Origin of the sequence: Deinococcus murrayi DSM 11303 (assembly GCF_000482805.1) — a bacterium.
Lineage (GTDB): Bacteria > Deinococcota > Deinococci > Deinococcales > Deinococcaceae > Deinococcus > Deinococcus murrayi.
Genome location: NZ_KI519502.1, coordinates 120,451 through 142,174, shown reverse-complemented (window position 1 = coordinate 142,174; position 21,724 = coordinate 120,451). Strand labels below are relative to the sequence as shown.

At 70.1% G+C, this 21,724-nt stretch carries 18 protein-coding genes; 7 read left to right on the top strand and 11 right to left on the bottom strand.

Going from position 1 to position 21,724, the window contains the following annotated elements; all coding sequences use genetic code 11:
• The first annotated feature begins 173 nt into the window (after positions 1–173).
• From H565_RS15170 to H565_RS0111025, 3 genes are read left to right on the top strand one after another with little or no spacing between them, the layout of a single operon-like run.
• Entirely contained in the window at positions 174–1,205 is a 1,032-nt protein-coding gene (locus tag H565_RS15170; RefSeq protein WP_034409287.1) for a 3'(2'),5'-bisphosphate nucleotidase CysQ, read from the top strand.
• A 20-nt stretch (positions 1,206–1,225) separates the two neighbouring features.
• Positions 1,226–1,780, top strand: coding sequence for a GNAT family N-acetyltransferase (locus H565_RS0111030; protein ID WP_027461085.1), 555 nt, complete (start codon positions 1,226–1,228; stop codon positions 1,778–1,780).
• A complete protein-coding gene (locus H565_RS0111025; RefSeq protein ID WP_027461084.1) occupies positions 1,761–2,651 on the top strand; it encodes a D-2-hydroxyacid dehydrogenase in 891 nt (296 codons plus the stop codon). The genes H565_RS0111030 and H565_RS0111025 overlap by 20 nt, the downstream gene beginning before the upstream one ends.
• Position 2,652: 1 nt before the next feature.
• Here the strand turns inward: H565_RS0111025 and H565_RS0111020 are convergent, their stop codons facing one another.
• From H565_RS0111020 to H565_RS0110990, 7 genes are all read right to left on the bottom strand, one after another.
• The gene (locus H565_RS0111020; RefSeq protein ID WP_027461083.1) at positions 2,653–3,366 is read right to left on the bottom strand and encodes an ABC transporter ATP-binding protein; all 714 of its coding nucleotides are present in this window, start codon (positions 3,364–3,366) and stop codon (positions 2,653–2,655) included.
• Complete coding sequence (locus H565_RS0111015) at positions 3,363–4,142, bottom strand: ABC transporter ATP-binding protein (protein ID WP_157469008.1); 780 nt, start codon at positions 4,140–4,142, stop codon at positions 3,363–3,365. Before H565_RS0111015 ends, H565_RS0111020 begins: the two co-directional genes overlap by 4 nt.
• Positions 4,139–5,086: a branched-chain amino acid ABC transporter permease gene (locus tag H565_RS0111010; protein ID WP_027461081.1), complete on the bottom strand. Its 948-nt coding sequence runs from the start codon at positions 5,084–5,086 to the stop codon at positions 4,139–4,141. The genes H565_RS0111015 and H565_RS0111010 overlap by 4 nt, the downstream gene beginning before the upstream one ends.
• A gap of 1 nt (position 5,087) precedes the next feature.
• A complete protein-coding gene (locus H565_RS0111005; RefSeq protein WP_027461080.1) occupies positions 5,088–6,062 on the bottom strand; it encodes a branched-chain amino acid ABC transporter permease in 975 nt (324 codons plus the stop codon).
• Positions 6,063–6,145: 83 nt separating this feature from the next.
• Entirely contained in the window at positions 6,146–7,303 is a 1,158-nt protein-coding gene (locus tag H565_RS0111000; RefSeq protein ID WP_027461079.1) for an ABC transporter substrate-binding protein, read from the bottom strand.
• A gap of 374 nt (positions 7,304–7,677) precedes the next feature.
• Positions 7,678–8,817 carry an acyl-CoA dehydrogenase family protein gene (locus H565_RS0110995; RefSeq protein WP_027461078.1) on the bottom strand — a complete coding sequence of 380 codons (1,140 nt, stop codon included), beginning with the start codon at positions 8,815–8,817 and terminating at the stop codon, positions 7,678–7,680.
• Between the two features lie 111 nt (positions 8,818–8,928).
• Positions 8,929–9,996: a lipid II:glycine glycyltransferase FemX gene (locus H565_RS0110990; protein WP_027461077.1), complete on the bottom strand. Its 1,068-nt coding sequence runs from the start codon at positions 9,994–9,996 to the stop codon at positions 8,929–8,931.
• 64 nt (positions 9,997–10,060) lie between these two features.
• Between H565_RS0110990 and H565_RS0110985 the strand changes: the two genes are divergently transcribed.
• The 4 genes from H565_RS0110985 to H565_RS16475 all read left to right on the top strand — a co-directional run bounded on the left by H565_RS0110985 (position 10,061) and on the right by H565_RS16475 (position 13,882).
• Positions 10,061–11,071: a peptidylprolyl isomerase gene (locus H565_RS0110985; RefSeq protein ID WP_034409283.1), complete on the top strand. Its 1,011-nt coding sequence runs from the start codon at positions 10,061–10,063 to the stop codon at positions 11,069–11,071.
• A 360-nt stretch (positions 11,072–11,431) separates the two neighbouring features.
• Positions 11,432–12,997, top strand: coding sequence for a S8 family peptidase (locus H565_RS0110980; protein ID WP_027461075.1), 1,566 nt, complete (start codon positions 11,432–11,434; stop codon positions 12,995–12,997).
• A gap of 118 nt (positions 12,998–13,115) precedes the next feature.
• Entirely contained in the window at positions 13,116–13,721 is a 606-nt protein-coding gene (gene ddrA, locus H565_RS0110975; protein WP_027461074.1) for a single-stranded DNA-binding protein DdrA, read from the top strand.
• The gene (locus H565_RS16475) at positions 13,718–13,882 is read left to right on the top strand and encodes a hypothetical protein (protein WP_157469005.1); all 165 of its coding nucleotides are present in this window, start codon (positions 13,718–13,720) and stop codon (positions 13,880–13,882) included. Before ddrA ends, H565_RS16475 begins: the two co-directional genes overlap by 4 nt.
• A gap of 95 nt (positions 13,883–13,977) precedes the next feature.
• On the opposite strand, the gene hrpB is transcribed toward H565_RS16475, so the two are convergent.
• The 4 genes from hrpB to H565_RS0110955 form a co-directional block, all read right to left on the bottom strand.
• Positions 13,978–16,455, bottom strand: a complete 2,478-nt coding sequence (gene hrpB, locus H565_RS0110970; protein ID WP_027461073.1) for an ATP-dependent helicase HrpB — start codon at positions 16,453–16,455, stop codon at positions 13,978–13,980.
• Positions 16,452–17,414: an NAD(P)/FAD-dependent oxidoreductase gene (locus H565_RS0110965; protein ID WP_027461072.1), complete on the bottom strand. Its 963-nt coding sequence runs from the start codon at positions 17,412–17,414 to the stop codon at positions 16,452–16,454. Before H565_RS0110965 ends, hrpB begins: the two co-directional genes overlap by 4 nt.
• On the bottom strand, positions 17,414–18,106 hold the full coding sequence (locus H565_RS0110960; protein ID WP_027461071.1) for an SDR family oxidoreductase: 693 nt from the start codon (positions 18,104–18,106) through the stop codon (positions 17,414–17,416). The genes H565_RS0110965 and H565_RS0110960 overlap by 1 nt, the downstream gene beginning before the upstream one ends.
• Before the next feature lie 100 nt (positions 18,107–18,206).
• Positions 18,207–21,707 carry an ExeM/NucH family extracellular endonuclease gene (locus tag H565_RS0110955; RefSeq protein WP_027461070.1) on the bottom strand — a complete coding sequence of 1,167 codons (3,501 nt, stop codon included), beginning with the start codon at positions 21,705–21,707 and terminating at the stop codon, positions 18,207–18,209.
• Positions 21,708–21,724: the final 17 nt, after the last annotated feature.

Sequence of the window (21,724 nt, the reverse complement as noted above, 5' to 3'; positions counted from 1 at the left end):
CAAGGGGAGGTCGGGGGCGCGGCGATGCGGCGGCAAGACGTCCCCTACCGGGGGTCGTCATTCACGTTCACGGGGGTGACGCGGGCCGCACTCATGCCGGGAAGTGTAACGGGCGCACCCTGGGGCGTCAACGCGGGGGAACTAGGCAGGGCCGGGGGGGTATCTTCGGAGGCGTGACCCTGGAACGAGAACTTGATGTCGCGGCGCACCTCGCGCGGGAGGCCGGAGCGCGGCTGCTCGCGCACCTGGGGCGGGGGGTCACCGCCCAGCCCAAGACGGGGGCCGACGACCTCGTCACCGCCGCCGACCACGAGGCCTCCGACCTGATTTTGGCGGGGCTGCGCTCGGCCTTTCCGGGGGACGGCCTCCTGAGCGAGGAAGCCGCCGACGACCCGGCCCGGCTGAGGCGCGAGCGGGTGTGGATAGTGGACCCCATCGACGGCACGAAGGAGTTCGCGTCCGGCAGCCCCGACTACGCCGTCAGCATCGGCCTGGCGGTGGGCGGCGAGCCGGTGCTGGGGGTGGTGTATGCGCCCGCGACGGACGAGCTGTTCGCCGGAGCCGTGGGCCTGGGGGTCACGCGGAACGGCGAGACGACCGGGTTCAGCGACCGGGGCGAGTATGTCGTCAGCGTCTCGGACACCGAGTTCCAGCGCGAGCTGCACGCGCACGACCTCCCCGGCATGGCCCCCAGCGGCTCCATCGCCCTCAAGCTGGCCCGCATCGCGGGGGGCGAGGCCGACGTGACCTTTTCCATGAGTCCGCGTTCCGAGTGGGACCTGGCGGGTGGGCACGCCCTGCTGCGGGCGCTGGGCGGCGACCTACGGCGGCGCGACGGGCGAGCGATTCGCTACAACGCCCCCCGGCCCCACCTGGAGCAGGGCATCCTCGGCGGGCGGCCAGACGCGTTGACCTGGCTGGCGGGCGAGCTGGAGAAGCGGGGCCTCCCCACCGCGCACCTCGGTCTGACCCCGGAGGACCCCGCCTGGGCGACCCTCGCGCCGGAGGACCGGGCCGCGCTGCGGGGCAGGGACGGCGTCTGCATCCGGCATGGGGGCGGGCGGGTGCTGGCCCTCCTCGTGGTAGGGGTGGGCGGCGTGGTGGAACGGGCTTCAGGAGACGCCTTTCACCTGGGCCGTCTTTCGCGTGACGTGACGCGGGCGCTGGGGACCCTCCTGCCCGCGCTGGAGGGAGGGCCGCGCTGAGCGGGGACGCTGCCCCTCCGGTGCCCGCCCCGCGCTGGGGCCGGGTCACCCTGAGGCCCCTGCCCGACCTGGGGCCGGAGGAATGGGCGACCCTCTACCGCTTCTTCCGCGACCGCGAACTCGCCGACTGGAACGGGGCCAAACCCATCCGGCTTCCGGAGTGGCTCTTCCGGCGCATCATGCTGGAGGAGGAAGCGACCGGCGAGCGGGCGGGCTTCGGGGTGCTGGACGAGGCGGGGCGGCTCATCGGCAGCGCCGAGCTGTACGACCTCCACCCGCCGCCGCCCCTCCCGGCCCGCATCGGCACCCTGGGGGTGATGATTGGCCTGCGCCCCCTGTGGGGCCAGGGCTACGGGCGCGAGGCGATCAGGGCGCTGCTCGCCTGGGCCTTTGAGGGGCGGGAGGTACCGCTCACGCGGGTGCGGCTGACCACCTTCGGGCACAACCGCCGGGCACAGCGGGCCTTTGCCGCCTGCGGCTTCCGCGAGGTGGGCCGCACCCAGGCAGACGACCACACCGACGTTCATATGGAAATCACGAGAGGAGAGTGGCTGGATGCGCGTGCTGATGCCTGACCTGCCGGAGTTCCGGGCGCTGACCGTGGAGGGCGTGACCCCTCTCCCCTACCGCAATGGAGAAGTGCCGGACGGCGAGGCCGAGGGCGTGGTGCTGTGGGGCGCGAACGCCGAAACACGCTCCCACCTCTTCGCCCAGCCCGGCCTGCGCTGGGTGCTCACGCTCACGGCAGGCATCGACCACGTGCAGGGCGAGCTGCCGCCCGGCGTCGCCCTGTACAACGCCAGCCCCCTGCACGCCCGCGCCGTAGCCGTGCACACCCTCGCGGGGATGCTCGCGGCGGCGCGGGGCCTGCACCGCTTCCGCGACCAGCAGCGCGGGGAACGCTGGCAGCCCCGGCGCGACCTGGGCACGCTGGAGGGTGCGAGCGTGGTCGTGTGGGGCTACGGCCACATCGGGCGGCGGCTGGCCGAGCTGCTGGCCCCCCACGGGGCGCGGGTCACCGGGCTGCGCTCGGCCACCCCGCCCGCCGAGCGGGACGCGGCGCTGGCGGGGGCCGACTGGCTGGTGCTGTTGCTGCCCGACACGCCGCAGACGCGAGGCATCGTGAACGCGGACGTGCTGGCCCGCCTGAAGCCCGGCGCGTGGCTGAGCAACGGGGGGCGCGGCCCCCTGGTGGACACCCCCGCGCTGCTGGCTGCCCTGGAGTCCGGGCACCTCGGCGGCGCGGTCCTCGACGTGACCGACCCCGAACCCCTCCCGCCGGGGCACCCGCTGTGGGCGCGGGAGAACGTGATTCTCACGCCGCACGTCGCCAGCACGACCGCCGACCTCACGGCGCGGGGGGCCGAGTACACGCGGGCCTTTCTGGAAGAACTGGCGGCGGGGCGAGAACCGGGGGGACGGGTCGCGGAGGGGCGGGGGTACTGACCTACCCTCCCAGGTACGCCTGCAAGACGCGCTCGTCGGTGAGCAGGGCAGCGCTCTGGCCGTGAAAGGTCATCTGCCCGGCCTCCAGCACGTAGGTGCGGTGGCTGCGCCCCATGGCGAGGCGGGCGTTTTGCTCGACAAGCAGGATGGTCACCCCCTGCGCGTTGAGCTGGGCGATGATGTCGAAGATCTCGCGCACGATGAGGGGGGCCAGTCCCAGCGACGGCTCGTCGAGCAGCAGCAAGCGGGGGCGGCTCATCAGGGCGCGGGCAATGGCAAGCATCTGCTGTTCGCCGCCCGACAGGGTGCCCGCGAGTTGCCCGCGCCGCTCGCCCAGCCGGGGAAAGCGCCCGTACATCTCCGCGATGTCGCGGCGCACGCTGGCCCGGTCCCGCCGGGTGTAGGCCCCCAGTTCCAGGTTGTCCTGCACGCTCTGGCGGGCGAGCACTTGCCGTCCTTCGGGACTTTGGGCGATGCCCAACCGCACCACCTCATCGGGAGCGGCACGGGTGATGTCCCGGCCCGCGAAGAGAATGCGCCCCCCTCGCGGTCGCACCAAGCGGGAGACGGCCCGCAGGGTGGTGGTCTTACCCGCCCCATTCGCGCCGATCAGGGTCACGACCTCGCCCTCCTCCACCTGCAAGCTGAGGTTCCGGACAGCCTGAATCGCGCCGTAGTGGACGGTGAGGTTCTCAATGTCGAGCAGCGGCGTCATTCTCCCCCCAGGTAGGCTTCGATGACTTTGGGGTCTCGCTGCACGCTCGCCGGGTCGCCTACCGCGATCAGCTCCCCGAAGTTGAGCACGGCCACCCGGTCGCAGAGGTTCATTACCAGCGGCACGTGATGCTCGATCACCAGCACGGTCAGGTCGAAGCGGTCCCGCACCTCGCGGATGAAGGAGGTCAGCGCCGCTTTCTCGGCGGTGTTCATGCCCGCAGCGGGTTCGTCGAGCAGCAGCACGCGCGGCTCGGTGGCCAGTGCACGAGCGATTTCGAGTCGGCGTTGGTCGCCGTAGCTGAAGTTGGCGGCCAGTTCGCCCGCCCGGTCCGCCAGCCCCACCAGGTCGAGCAGCGCCCAGGCCCGTTCTTCGACCCGCGCTTCCTCGGCCCGCGCCGTCCCGAAGACGCCCGCCCACAGCCCCGCCCCGGTACGGACGTGCTGGGCGATCTTGACGTTCTCCAGCGCCGAGAGCGCACGGAAAAGCCGGATATTCTGAAAGGTGCGGCTTAGGCCCAGCGCCGCGACCCGGTGCGGTGCGAGGCCGGTCACCCGCGTGCCCCGGTAGCTCAGGGTGCCCGCGCTCGGCGGGGTAAGGCCCGTCATCAGGTTGAAGAGGGTGGTCTTGCCCGCCCCGTTCGGCCCGATCAGGCCGAAAATCTCGCCCTCCCGTACGCTGAAGCTCACGTCATTCACGGCCACCAGACCGCCAAAGCGCCGGGTCAGCCCCCGCGCCTCCAGGACGGTCGTCGCCTGCACTGGAGGGGCATTCACGGGGTTCTCCTCCCCCCGCGCAGCTCTGCCGGACTGGGCGCAGGCACCGGACGCCGGGGCGGGGGCCTGCGCCGCCAGCGCTCCAGCGCCCCCACGATGCCCTGCGGCAGATACAGGCTCGCCACCACCAGCACCAGCCCGTTGATGACCAGCCGCCAGTCGGCCAGAAAGCGCAGCAGCTCAGGGATGGCCGTGAGCAGTGCCCCGCCCACCACCGGCCCCCAGATGTTGCGCGACCCGCCAATCAGCACAAAGGCCAGAATGGCGATGGACGCGTCAAAGGACCCCTGCCGGGCGTTCCAGGTGTTGAGAAAGGGCGCACTCATCGCCCCCACCACCCCCGCCAGCACCGCCCCGATCACGAAGGCGAGCACCTTGTAGCGGGTCGGCGGCACGCCCATCGCGTCGGCGGCGAGTTCGTCCTCGCGGATGGCCCGGAACGCCCGCCCTACCCGCGAGCGTTCGAGCTGCCGGGCGAACAGCAGGGTGAGCACGAGCAGCGGCCCGAACAAGAAGATGTACTGCCAGCGCTCCCCGAAGCCAAACGCCTGCGGAATCCCGAAGATGCCCACTGCCCCCCCGGTCACCTCCAGGTTGAGGCTCACCACCCGCAGAATCTCGACAAAGGCGATGGTCGCCAGGGCCAGGTAGATGCCGCGCAGCCGCAGGGCGGGCACCCCCACCACCAGCCCCAGCACCCCGCAGAGCAGCGCGGCTGCCAGCCAGGTCAGCGGAAAGACGCCCTGCCCCAGCGTCTCGCGCAGCCCTGCATAGGCCGGGTTGGTGAGCAGGATGGCGGCCACATACCCGCCCACCGCGTAGAAGCCGGGACTGGCGAGGCTGAGCTGCCCGGCCTGAAGGGGAAAGTACAGGCTCAGGCCCAGCAGCCCCGCCTGCACCAGCGTGACGATGAGAAAGCCGTACTGCGCGAGAAAGTCCGCCATCTCAGACCTTTTGAATCTGGGTGCGGCCCAGCAACCCCTGCGGGCGCACCAGGAGAATCGCGAACAGCAGCGCAAAGGCCACCGCGTCCTTGTAGGCGCTGTAGTCGCCGGGCACGAAGGCCTCGGCCAAACCAATCACCAGCCCGCCCACCACTGCCCCCGGAATGCTGCCCAGGCCCCCCAGCACGATGACCGCCAGCCCCTTGAGGCCATAGGTCACCCCGAAATACGGCCCCGCCACTCCGAACGCGGTGCCCACTAGCGTGCCCGCCAGCCCGCCCAGCACGCCCGACAGGAAGAACGTGATGAGAATGAAGCGGTCCACGCTGATGCCCAGCAGGCTGGCCGTACCCGGACTCTCGGCCACCGCCCGCAGCGCCTTGCCGACCCGCGTGCGCCCGATCACGTAGCCCAGCACGGCCAGCATGACCAGGCTGACCGCGAAGATGATGAGCTGCACCGTGCGGATGATGACGACCCGCTCGCCTAGCTGGAAACTCAGGGCGGGGCGCACCTCCCCATAGGCGTTCGCCGGGAAGTTGTAGATTTCGGCCCCCACCAGCAGTTGAATCAGGTTCACGATCACCAGCGCCACGCCCAGGCTGCTCACCAGCGCCAGCAGCGGTTCGGCCCCCCGCGCCCGCATGGGCCGAAAAGCCAGGCGCTCAATCAGGACCGCGATCAGCCCGGCGACCACCGCCCCGATGAGGGTCGCCAGCGCAAAGGTCCAGGGACTGCCCGCGAAGGGGGACCCCTGCGGAAAGAGGTTGACGCCCCGCAGCAGCCCGTTGTTCTCGAATTGCCCGACCACCAGGGTGTAGGTGAAGTAAGCGCCCAGGGTGAAGACGGCCCCGTGCGCGAAGTTGATGATGCCCAGAATGGAAAACACCAGCGTGTAGCCCAGCGCGAAGATGGCGTACACGCTGCCGATGGCGAGACCGTTGAGCAGGTTCTGGACGAGTTGGCTCAGCTCCATGTGACCTCCAGGGCGCGGTCGAGCTTCAGCGGTCAGCCTTCAGCCATCAGCGTCGTTCAGGCTGAAAGCTGACGGCTGAAGGCCTATCTCAGGAAGACAAACGAGCCATTTTTGGCGTCTTTCATCTTGATCTGAGCGACATAGAACTGCTTCTGGATAATCTCGCCGTCCTTGTCGAAGCGCAATTCGCCGAGGGGAGTGTTGTATTTCCCGGCGAGAATCTGCTTATTCAGCTCGACGCGCAGGGCGGGCAGTTCCCAGCTGGTGAGCTTCTTGCGGCGGTCGATCACCCTCAGGGCGTCGGCCATGACCTGCACGGCAGCGTAGGCCTGGGCCGCGAACTGCGGTGGGTCTTTCTTGTACTGAGCGCGGTAATCGCGGACAAAGACCTGATTGGCGGCGCTGGCCTGCGCGGGGCTGTAGGCCTGCGCGATAATCACGCCATCGCAGTACTGCTGGCACACCGGGAAGATGTTGGAGGTGTTCAGGCCGTTGCCGCCCACGATCAGGCCCTTATAGCCCAGTTGCCGCAGTTGCTTGACCAGGTTGCCACCGTCAGCCGCCAATCCAGAGACAATCACCAGGTCAGCGTTGGCGTTCAGGGTGGCGGTCACCTGGGTGGTGAAGTCCGTGTCGGTGGTCAGGAACTTCTGTACGGTCACCACGTCCAGCCCCTGGGCCTTGGCCGTTTCCTGGAAGGTTCCTGTCTCGCTGACCGAGAAGGCGTCGTTTTGCGCATACAGCACGGCAACGCGTTTTATCTTGGGGTCGAGCCGCAGGGCCGTGCGAATCGCGTTGGGGGCGACCACTGCGACCGGAGCCGACACCCGCGCGATGAATGCGCCGATCTGCGGAATGCCCTTGGCGGTGTTGCTCGGCCCCAGCACCGGCACCCTGGCCCGCTCGGCGATGGGGTCGGCAGCAAAAGCCTGCTGCGAGAGCGTCGGCCCCACGATGCCCACCACCCCCGACTTGGTAATCAGGTTCTGGAAGGCGTTGATGGCCGTGTTCTCGTCCCCAGCCGCGTCCTGGAAAATCAGGCGGATGGGCGTGCCGTTGATGCCACCGCGGGCGTTGATGTACTTCTCGGCCATACGCGCCCCGATGACCTGCTCTTGCCCCAATAGAGCGGTGTTGCTCGTCTGCGCGACCGCAATCCCGATGGGGATAGGAGCCTGCACCCTCTGGGCGTGGGCGGCGGTCAGCACTCCCAACAGAACGGTTAAAACGACTCGCTGCATAGGCAATCCTCCTTCTGTGGCTGACGGTGGAGACATGTCGAGGGCCTGCCTGTCCCGGAGCGTTCCCACCTGGAACACCCTGCCTTTCTGAGTTCTGGATTGGTTCACTATTGGGGCGGACGCGGAGGAAGTCAAGCTGAGCGCTGGCGCGGTACGTGGTGGGGAGCGGGAGAGCAGGGTTGAATGGCCGGAAGTCGGGCTTCCTGCCCTCGACCTGCCGCAGCGCTGGTTTCGCTGCGAGGGAAAGCCCATAGTGACCGCAACGGTGCCCGTCGGTGGCTCGCCTTGATGGAGCGAGCCGGTCTTCTGCCCCACACTGCCCTCCAACCAACAGGCCCCCAGCGCGAACGCCAGGGGCCTTGCTGTATCACTTCTTACTTCAGCAGATTCCGGCTGATGACCACCCGCTGAATCTCGTTGGTGCCCTCGTAAATCTGGTTGAGCTTCACGTCGCGCAGCAGCTTCTCGACCGGGTACTCGCCCACGTAGCCGTAGCCGCCGTGCACCTGAATCGCCTCGTTCGCGGCGTCAAAGGCCATGTCCGAGCAATAGGCCTTGGCGATGGCACTTTCCATGCCGTGGGGCAGGTTCTGGTCGACCAGCCACGCGGCCTTGAGGTACATCAGGCGGCCCGTCTCGATGCCCATCGCCATCTGGGCAAGCTTGAACTGGATGGCCTGGAACTGGGCAATCGGCTTGCCAAAGGCCTCGCGCTCCTTGGCGTATTTCACCGATTCGTCGAGCGCTCGCCGGGCGATGCCCACCGACCCCGCCGCGACCGGGATGCGGGTCTTGTCGAGCGTCTTCATGGCGATTTTAAAGCCGTCGCCCAGGCCGCCGAGCTGGTTCGCGCGCGGCACACGCACGTTCTCGAACACCAGCTCACTCGTCAGGGAAGCCCGCTGCCCCAGCTTGTGCTTGATTTTGTTGTAGGACAGGCCGGGCGTGTCCTTCGGGACGACGAGCGCGACGGTCGCCCGGTGCCCGCCCTGGCGGTCGGTGGTGGCAAAGACGACCGTGAGGTCGGCCACGCCGCCGTTTGAAATCCACATCTTGGTGCCGTTGATGACCCACTCGTCACCGTCGAGCACGGCGGTGGTGTGCATCCCGGCGGCGTCCGAGCCGTTGTTGGGTTCGCTGAGGGCAAAGGCCGCGAGGCTGGGCTTCTCGGTCATGGGGGTCAGGAAGCGCTTTTGCTGCTCCTCGGTGCCGCCCACCAGGATGGGCGTGATGCCCAGCTCGGAGGCCATCAGCACCGTGTAGATGCCCATGCAGCCGTAGGCCAGCTCTTCCCCAATGAGGCACTCGTCGACCATGCCCAGGCCCAAGCCGCCCGCGTGCTCCGGAATGGCGACATTGAGCAGGCCAACCTCAAAGGCCTTTTCCACCACGGGCCAGGGCAGTTCTTCCTTCTGGTCGTACTCGGCGGCCACCGGGATGATTTCCTTGCGGGCGAAGTCGCGGGCGAGTTGCTGAAGCTGCTTCTGTTCGTCAGTGAGGGAAAAGTCAATCATGGCGGCTCCTGGGGGGGGTTTTGAACTCGGTTCAAGGTAACACGAGCGGGGAGGGGCGCGGTTGGCCTGTGCCCCTCACTCCACACGCCGCCAGCCACAGGCCACACGCCCTTACAGCACGTCGTCCGCGCTGCCCCGCTTCCTGAGGTTGTTGCGCGTCTTGCGCCAGCGCAGCGCCCTCACGATGGCGGGCGCGGCGGGGTTGAGGCTGAGGTCATAGGCGGGGTACCACACCCGCATCTCCGAAAACTTCAGCTTCATCTTGAAGACGCCGTAGGAATGCTTGCTCTCGTCGAGCACGCGCGGAATGCCCCAGAAGTCAAAGAGCGTGTAGCCCCGGCGCTTGGCGTCCAGCATGGCGTTCCAGTAAAAGGCGTCGGGGGCCTTGGCGTCCTTGTAAGGGGTGCCGTCCTCGCGCAGCCGGTCGTCGCGCACGCTGCCGCCGAAGAGGTAGGCGGTCGTGCCCCCCATCGCCAGGAACAAGCCGCCCGCGAGCGCCCGCCCCTCGGAGCGCGAGAGCACGAGGTAAGCCTCGCCGCCGTAGGCATTGCCCTCGCGCAGCATCGTCTCGTAGTAGGCGCGGGGAAAGGCACCAAGCTGCGCCCGCTCGTTCGTGGCGGTAAAAATCTCCCAAAAGGCCTCGAAATCGTCGTCTCGGCCCGCCACCACGCCGAGCTTCTGGGCAGTGCGGACGTTGCGCCGGGCCATGGAGTGCAACCCCGCGAAGAGGTCGTCTTCGGAGCGGGTGAGGTCCGCGACGATGGTGTGTTCGGGCTGCTCGGTTTCGGCGCGGCGAAAAGGACCGTAGTCGGAGGGCACCACCTCGCGGCCATCGGCGGGGACGGGCTGGGGCGGCTCAATCTTGAGCAGGGCGTCGCCAGGGCGAGCGACCCGGCGCACTGCCTCCGCGACGGCGGGGAGCAGGTCGAGCGACTCTAGGGCCGGGCCGCGCGGGGCGTAGAGGGTCGAGAAGCCGGGCACCAGCCGCTTGCGCAGCAGTTGCAGCGCCCCCACCGTCTGTCCGCCCGGCCCCCGAATCAAGAAGCGCAACGGCTCCTGCCCCAGCGTGCGCCGCGCCTCGCCGTAGCCCCAGCCCTGGAGGGGACTGGTGATGGGCAGCGAACGAACGGCGTCGTCGTACACGCGGGGGTCGGGGGCTGGCACGAGGGTCAGGCGCATCGGGGGGGATTGTAGCAGCGGGGGTTCTGAGGGCGGCGGCCCCCAAGCGCGCTACAGTGGACAGATGCAAAAGAGCTTCCTCACGCTCGCGCTGCTGCTGAGTGGCGCGGCCCTGGCCCAAAGCACGGGCACGCCGAGCACCCCGACCGCTCCGGCTTCCCCAACCCAGGCTGCGCCCGCCCCCGCGGCAGCCAACCCTCAGGCGGTGGTGGCGCGGGTGGGCAGCGAAGTCATCACCCTCGGCGAGTACGAGCGGGCCTTCCGGCTGGCAGTCGCGCGGGTGCTCAACGCGCAGGGGATTCCCTATTCGGAAGACGCGCTGGCGCAGTTTGCCGGGGCGCGGAGCGGGTTCCTGACCCAGTACGCCCGCGACCGGGCCGTGTATCAGCTCGCCCGCCGGGGCACGGCGGTCACGGCGGCGCAGGTCGACGCCCAGCTTGCCGAAACCCGCGAGAGCTTCGACACCGACGCTGCCTACCGGGAGGCGCTGGCGGCGAACGGCTTTGCGAGCGAGGCCGAGCTGCGGGCCGACATCGAGCGCGAACTGGTCGTCGATGCCTACCTGGAAGGGATTAAGGGGCGCCTGACCTTCGGGGACGCCCTGGTGTCCAGCTTCTACAACCTCAACCGCTCGGCCTTTACCCGCCCCGCTCAGGCGTGCGTGCGGCACATCCTCGTGCCCAGTCAGGCGGAGGGCCAGGCCATCTTGCGTGACCTCGCAGCGGGCGGCGACTTTGCGGCCATCGCTCGGCAAAAGAGCCAGGACCCCGGCAGCGCCGCCGAGGGCGGCGACCTCGGCTGCATTGAACCCGGCGAGACGGTCGAGCCGTTTGACCGCACCTCCTTCGCCGCCCCCCTGAACCAGCCCCAGCTCGTGCAGTCCGAATACGGCTGGCATGTCCTCGTCGTGACCCGCCGCACGCCGGCGGGCCTCGCGCCCCTCGCCGAGGTCGCCCCCCTCATCCGCGAACAGCTCGCCCGCGACGCCGCCCAAAAGTACCTCGACTCGCAGCTCGCCCGCATCCCCATCACGACCACTCCGGCGGCCCTCCCGACTCCGCCTACCAGCCGCTAAAATCACGCCGCTGCGACCATGGGGACGCTCCTTGACGTCCCCATGGTTCGTTGTGGGGGTAGGAGAGCACCCACGCCATCACACCTGTGTGGGGGCTAGCTCACAGATGGGTCATGGGTGAGAACCAGCGCTCTCGCTCCCAGAATATTTGGAAGATAAACAGCCTCTTAACTTGTCTTTCTAAATATTTTTGGGGTTTTTACTTTTCAATCGGAAAAAGTGACGGCATTTTAGCGTCTTGTCTAGATGTTTGCATGAAGAAGAGTTCAAGAGCTGTGCTACATCCATGACGTCGGAAAAGTTCGTTCTGCCCTCCGGTGACGCCGGAGGCCCTTTGACCCTATTGCCTGGAGGAAATTTATGACCGCACGCCCCCTGCTCAGCCTGCTCGGTCTCGCCCTGCTGCTCGCTTCCTGCGGCAGCCAGACCCCGACCTCCCAGCTCCCCGCCGCACCTGCGGCGGACGCCTCCTCAGCGCCGCGCCCCACGCGGACGCTGGCCCCCCTGCTGGGGACTGACAACCCGGAGGCCATCGCCGGGCAGTACATCGTGGTCTTTAGCGAGGGCGCGGCACCGAGCAACCTGGGCGCGCAGGACGCGGGCGGCCTCATTCGGGCGCTGAACCTCGACCCCCAGGGCATCACCATTCAGCACCTGTATTCGCAGACCATCGAGGGCTTTGCGGCCCGCCTCAGCCCCCAGAACCTTCAGGCGCTGCGGGCCGACCCACGGGTGAAGTACATCGAGCAAGACGGCGTGATGCGCATGAGCGCGACCCAGACGGGCGCGACCTGGGGCCTGGACCGCATCGACGAGCGTGACCTGCCGATGGACGGCAACTACGTCTACAACTCGACCGCGAGCGGCGTGAAGGCCTACATCATCGACACGGGCATCAACACCGCGCATACCAACTTCGGGGGCCGGGCGGTGTGGGGCACCAACACCACCGGGGACGGCAACAACTCGGACTGTCAGGGCCACGGCACCCACGTGGCGGGCACGGTGGGCAGCGCCACCTGGGGGGTCGCTAAGGGCGTGCAGCTCGTGGCCGTGAAGGTGCTGGGCTGCGACGGCTCTGGCACGAACTCCGGGGTCATTGCGGGCGTGAACTGGGCCGTGAGCAACAAGGGCAGCGGGGCGGCGGTCGCCAACATGAGCTTGGGCGGAGGCTTTAGCCAGGCCGTCAACGACGCCGTGAACAGCGCTGCAAGCAAGAACCTGATTATGGCGGTCGCGGCGGGCAACGAGAACCAGAACGCCTGCAACGTGTCACCCGCGAGCGCTGCGAGCGCGATTACGGTGGGCAGCACCACCAACACGGACGCCCGTTCCAGCTTCAGCAACTACGGCTCGTGCCTGGACATCTTTGCGCCGGGCAGCAACATCACCTCGACCTGGATTGGCTCGACGACCGCCACGAACACCATCAGTGGCACCTCGATGGCGACTCCGCACGTCGCCGGGGCGATTGCCCTCCTCATCGCGGGCGGCAACACCACCAACAGCGCCGTCACGAACGCCCTGCTGGGGAATGCCACCACCGGCAAGGTGACGAACGCGATGACGGGCAGCCCCAACCGCTTGCTGTACGTCGGCAGCGGCGCGACCACGCCGCCTCCCTCGACGGGCACCACCACGACCTACACGGGCAGCGTGAGCAGCCGCACCAGCTCCTATAAACCGGGCACAAGCGGCTTCTCGTACGCGGGCGGCACCCTCAAGGCCACCCTCAGCGGGCCAGCGGGCACCGACTTTGACCTCTACCTCCAGAAGTGGAATGGCAGCGCCTGGGCCGACGTGGCCGCGAGCGAGGGCGCAAGCAGCAGCGAGAGCATCACCTACGCAGCGTCTCAGGGCACCTACCGCTGGGAGGTCTACGCCTACTCCGGCAGCGGCTCTTACAGCCTGACCGAAACGAAGTAATCCGCCCCGACCTCCTCCCCGAAGCCCCGGCTCCCGCCGGGGTTTTTTCGTATTTGACCCCGCCGATACCAAACCATTCTGTCTTGACCGTAATGGTGTTACGTTATAAACTAAACGCATGAAGTTGAGCGATGTTCAGAAACGACTCCAGGCTCCGTTTCCCGCTCATCTGGTGAGCTGGAAGCCGCAAGCTTTTAACAAGGAGCGCACCCGCGCTCTGCTGCTCGCGTACGTGGATGCCCGCGCCGTCCAAGACCGCCTCGACGCGATTTGCCCGGATGGCTGGAGCTTTGAACTGGAAGTCATTTCGGGCGCTCCTCACCCCGCCGTCAAGGGCCGCCTGACGGTGCTGGGCGTGACCCGCGAGGACATCGGCGAAGCGGGGGAAGGCGAGTACGCCACCCTCAAGGCCGCCGCCTCGGACGCCCTGAAACGCTGCGCGGTGCAGTTTGGGATTGGGCGCTACCTCTATGACCTGCCCAAGCAGTGGGTCGACTGGAACGACCAGCGGCGCGAACCCGCCGTCACCCCGGAGCTGCCCGAATGGGCGCGGCCCGACCACGAGCGCAGCCCCGGCGGAGCGCACCTCGTGCAGGCGATGGAGCAGCTCAAGTACGAACTCCCCGAAGACCTGGAGCTTCAGCGCGAGGTCTATAAGCACCTCAAAGCCGCCCTCGGCAGCCTGCACGCCGCCCCCGCGGGCGGACACGGGCGGGCCGCATGACCGGGATGGCGCGGGGAGGCACCGCCCACCGCCCGCGGCGAGCCATCTCGCCCCCCCCCGCGCGGGAGCTGGCCCCCGCCCCGCCCCGGCACGTCGCCGCCGCCATGCTAGGCGTGATGGGTCTGACGCTGCTGGGAGGAGCACTCGCGCAACTGTTGTGAGCCTGGAGAGGGAGGGGGGAGACGGTCACTCACGTCTCCCCCTCCTTCTTTTTCTTTGTTCCACCAGCCACGAGCCACAAGCGACGGGCCAAACGCTACAGGCGCTTTTTCGTCGCCCGCGTCGGCACATGGCTCCAAGGGTCGTCCGGCCAGGGGTGCTTGGGATAGCGGCCCCGCAGCTCGCGGCGCACCTCGAAGTAACTGCTGTTCCAAAACGAGCGCAGGTCCTGGGTGACCTGCACCGGGCGTCCGGCGGGCGAGAGCAGATGCAGCCGCACGGGACGGCGGCCCCCGTCCACGGTCGGCGTCTCGGCGAGGCCGAACAGCTCCTGCAACTTCACGGCGAGGATGGGCGGCGACCCATCCGGGTGGTAGGTCAGGCGCACGCGGGAGCCGCTGGGAACGGAGAGGTGGGTGGGGGCCAGCTCGTCGAGGCGAGCGGGCAGCGGCCAGGGCAGCCGAGCTTGCAGGGCGGGGACGAGGTTCACCCGCTCCAGCTCCTCGCGGGTGCGGACGCCCGTGAGGTGGGGGCCGAGCCACTCCTCCAGTGTCGCCAGCAAGCCGGAGTCCGAGAGGTCGGGCCAACCCTCGTCCGGACGCCACTGCCGCAAGGACTGGGCGCGGGCGCGGAGCTGCTCGGCCTCCGGGGAAAAGGTCAGGAGATGCAGCCCTTCGCTGCGGATGGCCCCGGCGAGGGCAGCGACCCGCTCTCCGGGCGGCAGCCCCTCCAGGGGGCGTGATTCCAAGACCAAGGCCCCCACCCGGCGCTCGCGAGCGGCGACCAGCGCCCCGCTGCGGGTATCCCAGCGCACGGTGTCCTGCCACTCGGCGCGGGCGTCCAGCGCGGCGGGGTCGAGGGGGGCGGCGAGGTGGATGCGGCCCTCCCCGGTCCCCGCGTCGAGGTGAGCCACCGCGAGGGCAGGCGCTGCGGCCAGCGCGTCCCCCTCCGGCAGCCGCGCCCCCTGCCCCCCCGCGAGGAGAAAGCGGCCCCCACCGCCCGCCCGCGCCAGCGCTGCCCGCTCCGGGTAGGCGAGGGCGACGAGCTGTCCCACGGAGGGGCCGTCCGGCGGCGAGTCGTCCGGGCGCACCCCCAGCTCGCGCCGCCACTGCCGCGAGAGGCGCTCGGCCCGCTCCAGGACGCTCACCTCTCCCCCGCCCCGCTCGCCCCGCCGCCAGGCCCGCAGCGCCGCCACCCGGTCCGTCAGGTCAGCCCCCGCCCCGGCGCCGAGCGGGTCGCGTTCCTCCAGCAGCGCAGCCACGTCGGCGGCGAGTGACCCCAGGCCCAGCGCCTGCCCACCGTGCAGCAGGTGCGCGAGGCGGGGGTGGGTGGGCAGCTCCAAGAGCGCCCGGCCCTGCGGGGTGATGCGGCCCGCGGCGTCCAGCGCTCCCAGCTCGCGCAGCACCCCGCGGGCGGCCTCCACGCGGGGTGCGGGCGGGGCGTCGAGCCAGGCGAGCGCCGCAGGGTCGGGGGCACCCCACCCGGCGAGTTCGAGGGTGAGGGGCGCGAGGTCGGCTTCCAGCACTTCGGGGAGGCGGCGCTGGGGCAGCGCCGCGTGGGTGCGCTCGCTCCAGAGGCGGTAGGCCACGCCGGGAGCGGTGCGGCCCGCCCGCCCGGCCCGCTGCTCGGCCCCATCACGGGTGACGCGGGTGGTCACCATGCGGGTCAGGCCCGTGCGGGGGTCAAAGGCCTGGGTGCGGCTCAGGCCCCCATCCACCACGATGGTCACGCCCTCCAGGGTGAGGGACGTCTCGGCGATGGAGGTCGCCAGGACCACCCGCCGCCGCCCCTGGGGGTCGGGGAGGATGGCCCGGCGCTGCTCGGCCAGGGGAAGGTCTCCGAAAAGGGGCAGCACGAGGGCGTCTGCGCCGGACAGCGCCGACATCGCCCCCCGAATCTCGCGCACGCCGGGAAGAAAAGCGAGCACGTCCCCGGTCGGGTGAACGGCCAGAGCTTCCCGCACCGCTCGCGCGACGGCGTCCTCCACTCGCCCCGCCGGGTCCGCCGGGAGGAACTGCACCTCCACCGGGTAGGCCCGCCCCGCGCTGCGAACGAGGGGTGCTCCCAGCCGCTCCGGGAGGGCGGGGTCGAGGGTGGCCGACATGACGAGCACCCGCAGGTCGTCCCGCAGGGCACCCTGCACGTCGCGCAGCAGGGCGAGGGCGAGGTCGGCGTCGAGCGAGCGTTCGTGAAACTCGTCGAGGAGGACCAGCCCCACCCCGCTCAGTTCGGGGTCTCGTTGCAAGCGGCGGGTGAGAATCCCTTCGGTCACGACCTCGATGCGGGTGCGGGCGGACACCCGCGACTCGAAGCGCACGCGGGAGCCGACTGTCCCGCCGACCTCCTCGCCCAGCGTCTGGGCGAGCCGGGCCGCCACCCCCCGCACCGCCGCCCGCCGGGGCTGGAGCAGCACCACCCCCTGCCCCGCGAGCCAGGGTTCCTCCAGCAGCGCGAGCGGCAATCCCGTACTCTTGCCCGCGCCGGGCGGGGCTTGCAGCAAGACGAGCGGGTGAGCTGCAAGCGCCGCCCGCAGTTCCGGGAGCACCTCGAAGACGGGGAGGTCGGGCCGGGTCACGACGCCTCGCCTCCGCTCGGCGGGGGTGACTGCGGCTCGCCGGGCGACTTGTGAAAGGCGGCCCCCGCTCGGCGCACGTCCTCGTGAATCAGGGTGGTATTGAGCGAGATGGCGGCGAGCATGCCGCTCGCGGCGGCACTCATGACGTACTGCGGGGCACCCGTCATGTCCCCGGCGGCCCACACCCCGCGCACGCTGGTCATGCCGTGCTCGTTGACCACGACGCGACTCTTGGCATTCATCGCGCAGCCGAGAGACGCGGGCAGGTGGCTGCGCTGCACCTGGGTGGGGTTCAGGAAAAGGGCGTCCAGCGTCAGGCGCTCGCCATCCCGGAAGCGCACCCGCACGGTGTCCTTTCCCTCCAGCCGCCGGATTGGGGTGGAGACCACCGGAACTCCCACCCGCCGCAGGTCCTCCCGCTGCTCGTTCGTGAGTTCGTCGGGGCCGTTCGTCAGCAGCACGACCCGGTCAGACCACGCCCGCACGCTCAGGGCGAGGTGATGGCCCTCCTGATGGGAGCCGAGCACGCCCAGGGCCGACTCGCGGCTCGGCCAACCGTCGCAGTAGGGACAGTGGTGAACGGTGCGGCCCCAGCGCTCGCGCAGGCCCGGCACGCCCGGCAGCACGTCGCGCACCCCAGTCACGAGGAGCAGCCGCCGGGCGAAAGCCCAGCCACCGTCGTGCCGCAGGGCGAAGCCGCCGTCCCAGGGCCTCACCTCACGGGCCACGCCGGGCCGCACCGTGACTGGGTAGGGGGCGAGGTCGGCCAGCCCAAGGCTCTTGAGCTGCGTGGGCGCGGCCCCGTCCCGCGTGAAGACCCCGTGGGCCGCCCGCGCCGCGGCGTTGCGGGTGGGGCCGCCGTCAAGCAGCAGCACCTCGCGCCGGGAGCCGCCCAGCACCAGCGCGGCATTGAGGCCCGCTGCGCCCGCCCCCACGATCACGGCGTCGTAGCGCTCCACTAGCGGACCCCTGGCCGGACGGTCACGTCGGTGAGCACCGCGTCACGTGGGGCCTCCAGCACGAAGCGGAGGGTCGCCGCCACCGTTTCCGGGGTGAGGTAGGCGTCCGGCTGGTACGCGCCGCCCTCCTGTGCCCGCACCGACTGTTGCATGGGCGTCGCGGTGCGGCCCGGATAGACGGTGCAGACGCGCACGCCGTGAGGGGCCTCTTCCTCCCGCAGGGCGTCCGCGAGCGCCCGCAGCGCGAACTTGCTCGCGGCGTAGCTCGCCCAGCCGGGATTGGCCCGCAGGCCCGCCCCGCTGTTGACGAAGACCACCGCGCCGCGCTCCTCCCGCACGCGGGGCAGCAGCCACCGGGTCAGCTCGGCGGGGGCAACCACGTTCACGGCGAGGGTGTGGGTCCAGGTGGCGTGCTCCTGCTCGGCCACCGCCCCCAGCTCCACCACTCCCGCGTTGTGCACCACGTTCGTCACTCGGCCCAGGGCAGAGAGCGCCGGGGCAAAGGTGTCCGGGCGGGTGAGGTCGAGGGCCAGGGGCAGGGCACCCAGCTCCGCGCACAACGCCTCCAGCCGCTCGCCCCCCCGTCCGTGCAGGATGAGGTCATGCGTCTGTGCCAAGGCGCGGGCCAGCGCCGTGCCGATGCCGCCTGTCGCGCCGGTCACTAGGGTGACGGGGCGGGGGGAAGAGGTCATGGGGAAGAGGCTAACGCACGGAGTGGGGAGAACGCTGCGGCGAAAGCAAGAAGGAGAAACCCCTCCGCAGCAGGGAGGGGGCGAGGGAAGGGGAGGGGGTTCAGTTGCAGACGTTCAGGGGAGAAGCGCTGTTCCGCGGGGCCGCCGCACCCGCCGCAAAGTCCTGGCCGTTCTGGTTGGTGTCCTGGCAGCCGTTCAGCTTGCGGAAGATGCTGTCGGCAGCGCTGGGCGCGGGCGCGGGGGCCGACCCCTCATAGAAGTTGGCGCTCCCGTACCCGACGAGGTCGATGATTTGCGCCTGCTGCGCGGGGGTGCAGGGGGTGCTGCCGCCGTTGCAGGCGAGCGCCGCCGTGGTGTTCGCCAGGATGACCTTGCCCGCCGTGCCGCTCATGTTGGTCGTGCCGCTGGCGTCGGGGGCGGGCAGCGGGGCGTTCCCCGCCGTTCCGGTCGCGAGGCGGACGAGGTAGTACTGCCCCGGCTGGAGGGTCCCGGTCAGGTCGGCAGCCTTGGCGAAGTTCCCCGTGCCCGTCGCGCTGGCGTACTGCACGCTCAGGCCCGCGAGGTTGACTGGGGCGGCGGTGGGGTTAAAGAGTTCGACGAAATCGGACTGGTAGGCCGCGCCCGCCACGTTGCCACCCCCATACACCTGGCTGATGACCAGGTTGGACGGGCCGGAAGCCGCCCCCTGTACCGTCACCGTGAGCGTGCTCGTATCGCTCGCGCCGCTGCCTTCCGCCTTCACCTCGTAGGTGTAGGTGCCGGGCGCGGTGCCCGCCGGGGCCGACACGGTGACGTTAAAGGCCGCGCCGCTCGTGACGGTCGCCGGGGCGCTGACAGTTGGAGCGCCAGTAGTCGGAGCGCCCGGCTGCGGGGTCACCGTCACCGTCAGGGGGCCAGTGGTGTTCGTGCCCGTCGCCGTGAAGCTCTGGGAGACGCTGGGGCCGCCCACCGTGGCGGTCAGGGCCGCCGTTTCCGGAGTCAGCGAGACACTGGCGACCGGGGTGGGGGGCGCGACCGGGGTCTGGGCGGTCAGGTTCAGGCCCACGAGTACGGGGTCGTGGTCGCTGGAGCGGAAGGGGTCGGGGGCGTAGAGGCTGACCTGCTGCGCCGCGCTCTTGAACTCGACGTTGTAGTCCAGCACCGTCGGCTCGTCGGCGTTGATGTGCCACTTGGTCTGCCCGGTGACCTGCCCGCGCAGGCTGCTGCTCGCGAGGGCGTGGTCGAGGCTGCCCCACTGCCCGTCAAACTGGTACGAGTAGGCCGTGTTCGGGAACAGGTTGGCGTAGCCGCCCGCGACGAGGTTTTGCACCGCCGTCTCCTGGGCGTAGGCGTTGAGGTCGCCCATGATGAGGCGGTCGTCTTCGGCAATCCCGGTGGGGTTGGTCGCCAGCCAGTCCACCAGCGCGGCGGTGGCCCGCTCGCGGGCGAGGTAGGCGTTGCCCTGGCCGTCGCCCCGGTCGGCGTCGTTCAGGGCGGAGCAGGGGCTGCCCTTGCTCTTGAGGTGCGCCATGACCGCTGTGAAGCGCCCGCCGTTGTCATTGGCCTGGAAGGTCTGCGCCCAGGTCGGGCGGTTGCAGGTGTCGATGTAGCGGGCGTCCTTGCTCGCATCGAGGATGGCGAGCTGCCCCACGGGCGTCACGCGGGCGGGCTGGTAAATCATGGCGACCGAGATGGCGTCCGAACCGACCTTCGCGCCGGGGTTGACATAGGCGTAGGTATTCGGGGCCGTCGCCGCATTCAGCGCCGCGACGAGGTTGGCCACCGAGCTGTTCGCCCCCCGGTCGAAGTCGTTTTGCATCTCCAGCAGGCCCAGGACCGCCGGGTCCAGCTTGGTGATGGCCGCAACAATCTTGGCCCGCTGGCGCTCGAACTCGGTGCAGGTGTTCGCCCCGCGCGAGCTGCTGCTCGTGCCGTTGGGCGTGCAGCCCGTATTGCTGCTTACCAGGGTGGTGAAGTAGTTCAGGACGTTCATCGAGCCGACCCTGAGGGTGCCGCCCACTGCGGCGGGGGCGTCCGTGCGGGGGTTGGTCGCCTGGAAGAGGGCCGACTCGGCCTGCACCCGGTAGACAAAGGCGCTGCCGCTGCGGTCCCCGAAGCCGTCGTGGTCGTAGTGCAGCACGCCCGTCACGGTGCCGGTGTCGCCTCCGCGCAGGGTGTTCGCCGCGCCCAGCGGCTGCCCGTCCCGCCCGAAGACGGAGGCTGGGTTCTGGGCGGTGCTCCCGTCGTCGACCCGCAGGGTCCGGTTGGGCAGGTCGGCCAGGAAAGCGGCGTAGGCGGCCTGGCTGGGGGCGTTCACCTGGGTGAAGTTGGCGATGCGCTCGGCGGCGAGGTCCACGCTCCCGAAGCGGCCCAGCGGAAAGTTGTTGGTGACCACGCCCGTCGTGGTGACCCGCATCCCCTCCAGGCGCTCGCGCTCGGCGAGGGGCAGGTTGGGCGCGACCGTCACGGGGGCGGGCAGCGCGTAGCCCTGCGCGAGCACGGTGACCGCCGGGTTCGTGAGCTGGGTCAGGGTGAAGGGGGCCGTTACCGTCTCCTCGGAGGGCTGACCCCGGTTGAAGGTGTAGCTGCGCCGGAACTCGGTCACCTGGGCGGTCACCCGCACCCGGTCGCCCGCGCTCAGGCTGGGGCAGGTGCTGCCGCAGAACACGAAGATGCCGTCGCTCGTCGCCCCGTCGCCGTCGGCATCGAGGCCCTCTTCCTGGAGGAAAAAGCCGCTCAGGCCGGGGGTGACCGCAGTCACCACCCCCTCGACGGTCACCGTCTGTCCGGCGAGCGGGCTGGCCGCGTCTCCGCTCGGCGTCGCTCCCTGTACGGCAGCGATATTCGTCAGGGGGGCCGCATTCTGGCCGGGGTTGTCGAGCGCCGTGAAGACGATGCGGAAGGCGAAGGGGTCACGGGCCGGGGTGCCCGACAGCGGAATGCGGGTGGCAAAGGTCACGACCCGGCTGCCGCCCGCCGGGACCGCACCTGCTTGCCAGCCCTCGTGGGCGACCGCGGCGAGCTGCTGCCCGGCGGGAACGGGAACCTGCGCGTCCCCGGTGTTGAGGTTGCCGACGAGGGGGGTGGCGTCGGGGTCCGGCTCGACCGCCCCGGTCGCCGAGTTCAGGCGGCGGGGGGTGTCCACCCGCAGGGCCTGCGCCCGCTCGGAGGCGTCCGAGCCGTCGAAGTAGCGCACGTCCCGAAAGGGCGTCGCGCCCACGGTGGCGTTCTGGCCCTCGGTGTCGATGGGCACCAGGGCGAGGTCAGAGAGGGCCTGCCCGGAGCCGTTCGTCAACCGGAAGGTGGCCCGCAGGTAACGCATCCCGTTTTTCTCGTCGGTAAAGGTGCCGAAGGAGAGCGGCTCGAAGGAGAGGCCCGGCACCTCGCTCGCCTGGGCGCTCAGGCCCGCGGCGGGCCGCACGGTCGCGGTGGGGTTGGCGGTCGTCGCGCCCGTCACGCTGAGTTCGAAGAGGCCCAGGCTGCGCACGGGCGTGCGGGCGGGGGCCGCCCCCGCGGCGGGCGCGCTCGGCAGGCTGGTCTGGGGGGCCTGACCGCAGGCGGCCAGGGCGAGCAAGCCCGCGAGCAGCAGGCGCTTGGGTAGGGTTCGGGAGGATGGGGTCATGGGGTCTCCTGGGAGGG

What these genes read in the sequence shown, in the direction of transcription:
- H565_RS0110990 (WP_027461077.1), bottom strand. Translation starts at nt 9,996, where the DNA reads ATGCGCCTGACCCTCGTGCCAGCCCCCGACCCCCGCGTGTACGACGAC.
- ddrA (WP_027461074.1), top strand. Translation starts at nt 13,116, where the DNA reads ATGAAGTTGAGCGATGTTCAGAAACGACTCCAGGCTCCGTTTCCCGCT.
- H565_RS0111020 (WP_027461083.1), bottom strand. Translation starts at nt 3,366, where the DNA reads ATGACGCCGCTGCTCGACATTGAGAACCTCACCGTCCACTACGGCGCG.
- H565_RS0110985 (WP_034409283.1), top strand. Translation starts at nt 10,061, where the DNA reads ATGCAAAAGAGCTTCCTCACGCTCGCGCTGCTGCTGAGTGGCGCGGCC.
- H565_RS16475 (WP_157469005.1), top strand. Translation starts at nt 13,718, where the DNA reads ATGACCGGGATGGCGCGGGGAGGCACCGCCCACCGCCCGCGGCGAGCC.
- H565_RS0110960 (WP_027461071.1), bottom strand. Translation starts at nt 18,106, where the DNA reads ATGACCTCTTCCCCCCGCCCCGTCACCCTAGTGACCGGCGCGACAGGC.
- H565_RS0111010 (WP_027461081.1), bottom strand. Translation starts at nt 5,086, where the DNA reads ATGGCGGACTTTCTCGCGCAGTACGGCTTTCTCATCGTCACGCTGGTG.
- H565_RS0110995 (WP_027461078.1), bottom strand. Translation starts at nt 8,817, where the DNA reads ATGATTGACTTTTCCCTCACTGACGAACAGAAGCAGCTTCAGCAACTC.
- H565_RS0111025 (WP_027461084.1), top strand. Translation starts at nt 1,761, where the DNA reads ATGCGCGTGCTGATGCCTGACCTGCCGGAGTTCCGGGCGCTGACCGTG.
- H565_RS0110980 (WP_027461075.1), top strand. Translation starts at nt 11,432, where the DNA reads ATGACCGCACGCCCCCTGCTCAGCCTGCTCGGTCTCGCCCTGCTGCTC.
- H565_RS0111000 (WP_027461079.1), bottom strand. Translation starts at nt 7,303, where the DNA reads ATGCAGCGAGTCGTTTTAACCGTTCTGTTGGGAGTGCTGACCGCCGCC.
- H565_RS0111005 (WP_027461080.1), bottom strand. Translation starts at nt 6,062, where the DNA reads ATGGAGCTGAGCCAACTCGTCCAGAACCTGCTCAACGGTCTCGCCATC.
- H565_RS0110955 (WP_027461070.1), bottom strand. Translation starts at nt 21,707, where the DNA reads ATGACCCCATCCTCCCGAACCCTACCCAAGCGCCTGCTGCTCGCGGGC.